Below are 6,000 nucleotides of genomic sequence, written 5' to 3' on the forward strand. Positions count from 1 at the left end.
AATGACAGTAACAGAACCGAAATATAGCGACTTGACAATGATGATGGAAAGAAGCAACTTAAAATCCAATAGACGGATTCGTCATTAACTGACGGAGTTTGTGTCTCACTGTACGCTAATTAGATTTTTGTGTTGTGCAAATATTAGATTTTTATGTGTTGAAACGAAATAAAAACGTCTTAAATTATTGTAATTAAAAAGGAATGGAAACAAATAATGTTGTGCAAGGTGTTTAAAATATAATTTATATGGATATGTGAAAAATTTGTATCTTTACACTAATAAAAGCAAATAAAATTTGTTTTTAAATAGTTCTTTTTGCCTTTAGTGTACAATTCGGTGAATCTACTTGATGAAAACCGATTAAAGTACTGTAAAACAGTGTTTTATATAAACACAGTTAGTTCTGTCATCCCGACTTTTAGGTATCAACGGATATCAAAAAACAGTTAATTTTATGAAAATCAATGATTTATATTTTTTTTGACTTCATAAGAATAGCTTTAAAATCAATTGGAAGGTTACCTATTCGGTTACCTGAAAAGTTATAGATTTTTTCACTACATTGGTAACCCATTAGTGTTTGACTTTCGCTTCGATTTGACTTTCGTAAACAAATCGAATATTTATTTAAAGTGAGAGTACATGCAGACTTCAAAGACTTTTAGTATTCATTTTTGGTTGAATGCAGCCAAAAAAAAGGACGATATTGCACCACTTTATGCTCGTATAACTGTCAACGGAAAACGGGCAGAAATCAGTTTGAAACGTTACCTATCGGTTACCTATTGGGACACAATAGCTAAAAAAGCAAAACCTCGAACTCCCAATGCTCTAGCGTTGAATGCCTATCTGGATCAGGTGTACGCTGACTTATTGGAGTGTCAGAAACAATTACTTTCTGAATTTAAACTTGTAACAGCACAAGCGATTAAGGTCAGATATTTAGGGGAGGACGACGACCAAAGAACTTTGATGGATTTGGTTGACTACCATAACACCAACATGAAAGCCGTTTTGAAGTTCGGAACATTGAAGAACTATTATACCACAGAGCGATACTTAAAGAGATTTTTAACGACAAAAATAAAGTCAAGTGATATTTTCTTAAAACAGCTTTCTTTTGGCTTTATTATCGATTTCGAGCAGTTTCTTCGAAAAGGCCCTTCTATTAATAAGGGACAACCATTAATAAATAATGGCGTTATGAAACATTTAGAACGTCTCAAAAAAATGATGAATCTAGCGCTTAATTTAGAATGGATAGAAAAAGACCCTTTTGTACGTTTTAAGCTAAAATTCACTAAACATCAACGCGATTACTTATCAAATTTAGAACTTCAAAGGTTTGAAGTTATTACATTGGATCAAGAAGTTCATAAAAAGACTAGGGATATATTTATTTTTTCCTGTTATACAGGATTGTCCTTTACCGATGTTAGGTCACTTACCGATAATAATATCGTAAGGGGAATAGATGGAGATTATTGGATTTTTACCAAGCGCGAAAAAACAGAGCAACCTGTTAAAATTCCGCTATTGGACAAAGCACTCGACATTATCAAAAAGTATGATAATGATTTTGAAAGTAACTCTGGATTATTACCAGTTTATACCAATCAAAGATTGAATGTCTACTTAAAGGAGATTACAGTAATACTTGGGATAAAAAAGAACATAACCTTTCACTCTGCGCGACATACTTTCGCAACAACCGTAACTTTATCTAACGGTGTACCAATAGAAACTGTCTCAAAATTACTCGGGCATTCCAAACTCTCAACGACACAGGTTTATGCTAGGGTCATAGAAGAGAAAGTGAGTATAGATATGATGGCGTTAAGGAATAAATTAAATAATCATGTAAACAAAAGTATTATTGAAACTAAATTGAATATAAATTCATAGTAGGAATTTATGTTCGAATTGCTCCGTATAAGAACATATCTTTTAATTAATTGATATTCAAAAAAGTTAGAGTTTTTGTATTATTTATGCGCATCGATTAGCGAACTAAATAATTGTTTTAATATAAAGTGAACTTATTTGAACGCAAATCCTAATATTTATATATAATACGCAAATAGAGCATATTACTTAAGAAAAATAGTAAAAATCATTTTTTCATCGGGCTCATAATCCGGAGGTCACTGGTTCGAGTGCAGTTCCTATTTTAAATATGCAAAAATTCTTTTTTAAAAATTAGCTTTTTATTTCTGTACGATATTGGATTCTGATTAAAGAAGTTTTCATTTTGACTATTAGAATCATATTAGTTGTTTCCTTTTTAGTTTTATAAATTAATGGGAGTAAGCTTAAATTTAGATATCGAAAATTGGATTTCTTTTAAAATACTCAGCACATTCCCCTGCATTTCGCGAAAAGCTACATTTTGGGAAAAGAGCTTCATTATAAAAGTCTTGGACACAATTCCAAAGTTTTAGATTTTCACTTTGCTTTTTTTCTGCCGAAGGAGGCTGGAACGCTCCGTTCCCAATATAAAACTTTGAAATAGCGTCCGCTTAATAGGAAAATGTATTTGCATTTTGTTCCACTTCCTATGCTTTTGCATTTCACAAAGAATTTAGACCCACATCCCGAGCCAACACCGCTATACCTTTTTTTGACAGCAAAATAACAACATTCAGATTTGAACGACAGCATAACCAGGCTCCCTTCGTCTACGCTCAGGATAAACTCGCTCGCACTTTTTATATGTCTATACAAACCTGAATATTGAAAGAGACCAAGCAACAAAAAAGGTAACGGCGTCGGCTCTATAGGAAGTAAATCTAAAATGAACCGTATGATATCTTACAAAATCAATAAAAAGGAAGCGGAACAAAAGTTAAACCTTCCTTTTGGCAGGCAGGAAAACAAAAAAAAGGAAAACGCTCTGGATATAATAAGTAAATCAATTTTAAAGCCTTTCTGTAAGGTTTAGACTGGCACATATAAATCTATAATTTTAGAGAACTAATTATTCGTCCCTTATATGATATCTGACGTTCAAAAATTTGATTTCACTAATAATCATAAAATTTGCTTTCAAAACGAACCAATTGGAAACATTCCAAGTTTCCATTTTACAACCTAATCCCATAACTTTAAAAGAGTCGTCATGCAAAGAAAAGCAACAGATTTTTTAATCAGATTGTTTGAAAATTTTGGTCCCTATGGGACGAAATATGGAGAAGCAAGAGGGTAACACGGCAAGCCGGTGTTACAGTTGATATTATTATTTAAACGATTGATAATCAATTTGTTAAAAAGAACAAAAAATAATTAAAATAAAGGCTTTGCAGCAAAAGGCTGCAAAGCCCCTGAAAACAGGCATTTACTTGCAGCAAAAAATGACAGAATATTCAAAATATAGCTTTTCTGGGATCAATGTAAAGAAAGCGGTTGCCATAAAATTTAGAAAATTCTCAAGACAGATCTCTGTATCACACACACAGGCCCTGGAAGCGATGCTCCATTTTTTTGAACGGAACGATCTGGCCCCAGATGACGATTTGGGGATCCATAACAACCGGACCAACAAGCGCATCAATGCCGTGATCGCAATTTTAAAGAACATAGAAAAGCACCAGACCAAGCCCACCGCCGAAATATTGCAGAGCCTTTTGTACGAAACGGCCATCATCGAAAAGGAGGAAGATTTTGATTTTGGATCTCCAGTGTTGATTACGGAAAATGAGGAGTTGGCATTCTATAAAAAACAATATAAACTAATACAAGAAGAAAATATGGGTTTCAAAAATAAAATGACAAAATTATTGGACCAGGTTAATGTTGAAAAACGAAGTTTTGGAAAAAACTATTTGAAACTAAATCTGGACAAAATCGATTTCGATAATTTTAGAAAAAGCAACAATGTTTAACATGTCAAAAGGGTACAAAATAGAACAATGGAAATTAAACGAACATGACCAAAATAAATACATGTAGTGTACCTGTGTCGTACCAAAATTGAGACAAGCAGTAGGACGCCTTGGACAAGCATTAGTGGGTATCAACAAACCAAATCAACCGTAGCGATGTTGCAAGCACTTTTTCAATCGGTTGAGACAAATAAATAGAAATTGATACTAGAAAAAGATAATCCAAGTCCGCAAGATACAGTCCGCTGTTGTGAAAATAACATAGATGAAATTAAAAAAGATGAATTATGGAAAAAGTAAATTATATTACACAGCTCAATAATGTTTTTGAACGGTTTCACAATGACCAAAGGATTAAACAGGGGCATATAACGCTCTACTTGGCATTCTTTCATAAATGGAATCGAAAGTTTTTCCAAAAGACCTTAACCATCAATAGGGAGCTCATTATGGAAAGAGCAAAAATAAAATCCAAAACAACCTATCACAATTATCTCAGGGATTTACATAATTGGGAATATTTGAGGTATTATCCTTCTTACCATCCAGCTATAGGTTCAAAAATTAACATGATCAAATTCGGTACAAGTACTGGTACACTGGAGGTTCAAAACTTGGCCGTCAGCGACCCAGAACCACGCCAAAATTTGGTGCCTTTTTATAAACATAAAACAAAAGAAAACTTTAATAAACAGAATAATGAAATTTTTAATGAATTAGAAGTTCTTCTTTTTTTTAAAACTAATAATTGGCCGGAGATAGAAGGAAAATAGTTTTATGCATATTACAGGTCAAAACATTGGAAAATAAATGAAAGTAAAAATATCAAAAACTGGCAAGATATAGCTAAAAGCTTTGTTCAAAACGGCTTTAAAATTAACCACCAAAAGCAGGTTAGTCCATTTTCTGGTTTTGTAGATAACCTGAACAAAAAAAGAAACCAGAACTATGGTTAGTAACACTAGATCTTACTTAAATTTTGCGTGTAGTATAGCCATATTGGATAGGGCGGACAAAATGGTTCTTCCTCATATTTGGGGAAACATCAACCAGTTTGAGATAATATCACCTTCTTACGCAATAGATCAAAGCTAGCCCTGCCATACATTTGTCTTTTTATACTCTTTATCCGGTTTACATGGCCTTCCACAGCACCATTACTCCAGGGCATGTTAATTCCGTTTTTAACGGCTTTAATATCCCTCAATAAACCATTGGCAAAAGAGGTTAAACCCGGCATTTTGTATTTTGAGCGTTTTATAAATTCAATCCATCGGTTTATATTACCACATCCTCTTTTTAACATCGTTTTGAAAATCTGCACCAATTTTCGAATGACCTGTAGTTCTGAGATATTATCCAATAGTGTTTGTAGATACTTTCGCTCATCAGGATCTTTAATAACAGTTAAACAGGATCCAATATATTTAGCCAACGTCCTTGAACTTAAGGGTTTTATATAAGGTATTCTTGATTTTTGAATTTGTGCGAAATCCGGCGTGTATATTTCAAATTTTTCCTTTATGATATTTATATTGTGGTAAGCCTGCGTTCTACTTCCTTTGTATCCCAATTCATAAATCTCGTCTATTATATCTTTCATCAGATATCCTTGGTCATTTAATCGAGCAACAATGTGCTGGGCAAATAACTCAATATTGGTTGACTTAGAGCTTATTCTGGGAGGTAATGATTCTAGTGGGAGATATGAATGAACTGTATTACGGCTTATACCCAAATCCCGTGCAATCTTTCGTTTAGATATGCCCTTAGCCTGTAATTCCTTAACCTTATTGAAGGTATCCTGCCTCTGGTCTACTTTTATTTCAACTATTTTCTGGACTTTTGATAATGATTGCGACTTTTTTTCCTTATCACAGCCTGCATTCTGACCATCGGACATATTTAAAAGCTCATTGCTTTTATCTTTAATAAGCTTTTTAATTTTTGGATTCACACTTTTGAAATACTTATCCAAAGCATCGGATAGGTTCATTAATAAATGAAATCGGTCCGCGACCTGTTCAGCATGGGTGCACGACAAATTGCATCTAAGCGGCATTTCTAGCAATATCGGTAATTTTATCCCATAATCCACTTTCGGATGCTGATTTGA

At 33.4% G+C, this 6,000-nt stretch carries 4 protein-coding genes; 3 read left to right on the top strand and 1 reads right to left on the bottom strand.

The features are described from left to right. Nucleotides 1-645: 645 nt before the first annotated feature. From ACU1LP_RS01165 to ACU1LP_RS01175, 3 genes are all read left to right on the top strand, one after another. Nucleotides 646-1,908 carry a site-specific integrase gene (locus ACU1LP_RS01165; protein ID WP_445735318.1) on the top strand — a complete coding sequence of 421 codons (1,263 nt, stop codon included), beginning with the start codon at nucleotides 646-648 and terminating at the stop codon, nucleotides 1,906-1,908. 1,445 nt (nucleotides 1,909-3,353) lie between these two features. After that, nucleotides 3,354-3,884 carry a BfmA/BtgA family mobilization protein gene (locus tag ACU1LP_RS01170; RefSeq protein ID WP_445735319.1) on the top strand — a complete coding sequence of 177 codons (531 nt, stop codon included), beginning with the start codon at nucleotides 3,354-3,356 and terminating at the stop codon, nucleotides 3,882-3,884. Nucleotides 3,885-4,171: 287 nt separating this feature from the next. Then, entirely contained in the window at nucleotides 4,172-4,657 is a 486-nt protein-coding gene (locus ACU1LP_RS01175; RefSeq protein WP_445735320.1) for a hypothetical protein, read from the top strand. A gap of 272 nt (nucleotides 4,658-4,929) precedes the next feature. On the opposite strand, the gene ACU1LP_RS01180 is transcribed toward ACU1LP_RS01175, so the two are convergent. Then, on the bottom strand, nucleotides 4,930-6,000 hold a 1,071-nt coding region (locus ACU1LP_RS01180; protein WP_445735321.1), incomplete at its 5' end, for a transposase.

This window comes from Mariniflexile sp., from assembly GCF_052728615.1.